The organism is Oleiphilus sp. HI0067, from assembly GCF_001635735.1.
In genome coordinates this window covers 1-1,085 of the sequence record NZ_LWFI01000110.1, presented here as the reverse complement: position 1 = coordinate 1,085, position 1,085 = coordinate 1, and the positions used below count along the sequence as shown (strand labels likewise).

The 1,085-nt window shown below is 45.6% G+C and carries 1 protein-coding gene; it reads right to left on the bottom strand.

Annotated features, from left to right (window positions below; translation table 11 throughout):
* Window positions 1–1,085, bottom strand: a 1,085-nt coding sequence (locus A3739_RS01490; protein ID WP_156502237.1) for a DUF1631 family protein, incomplete at both ends; no start/stop codon positions are given.

The window sequence follows — 1,085 nt, the reverse complement described above, 5'->3', positions numbered from 1 at the left end:
TCACATAAATCTTTAGCAAGCTCATCTTTGTACTTCTCGTGAACCTTCACACCAGCTCGATTTACAAAAATGTGCTTACCCGTTGATTTAATAATCGCAGCAAGCTTACAGCGCTCTTTATTGTCACCACCGCCAAACTCAAACCAACATCCAACTACAAAGCGCTCGACTTGTTGAACAAAAGGGTTGTCTGGCGCTAACTCGGGCGCGCGAGTTTCGGCTTGCTGGTCAACCAGTACGATACTTTCCTGTTTTTTGGGGAGCTTTTCGTTTTCTGCTTCAATTGCCGCGCGTTTCTCATTAGCCTGCTCGCATGCCTCTTGTAATTGTTTGAAATCATCTTCGAGCTCTAAAGTTGAACGTACTAGATCGCTTACTTCATCACTCTGTTCTGAAAAATCATCTTGCAGGAGTTCACTAGCTTCTTGCTGGTCAACCTCCCCCACTGGCGCAATTTCACTCAAATCAATTTGTTGCTGGAGAGCTTGAAGCGACAATACGTGCTGATCCTCTAGACCTGACAGAAGTCTTTTTGCCAAAGTATCGTCTAAAGCAACCTCGTCAAACCCTAAACGAACACGCTTAACGAGTGATGGAATCATTTTAAGAAGTTTAGCTCTCGCATCTTGCTCTGAAGGATCTGGACATAAGGACCAAACCAGTTCATTTACAATTGCTTTAGCCCCATTCCAAGCTTCGCTTTGCTCTCCCTCGCGCAGAAGTTTAAAGACCAACACTTTACTCCACGCATCGCGTAGTAGTTCAACACCAAGATCCGGAACTGACTTCCCTTCAATCGCCTCGTTGATAACATCTTGCGCCGCTTGGCGCGCATCGTTAGCTGCAGCTTTACCACGCTCAGAGTCTCTAGTACGCTGTTCAACTAACAGGCCTCGTTTTCTTTCCGAATCAACGAAGCTTTCAAAGTCACTCAATAAACCGTCGAACATAGACACGTCTTGCTCGAAGCCGTTAATAATTTGCTCTACGATACCCTCAAGCTTTTCTTTAAAGCGATCACGCCTTCCTTCACGCGGCGCATTCCAACCAATCGCTGAAGACGCGATTTCATTAAGAAGCTTACG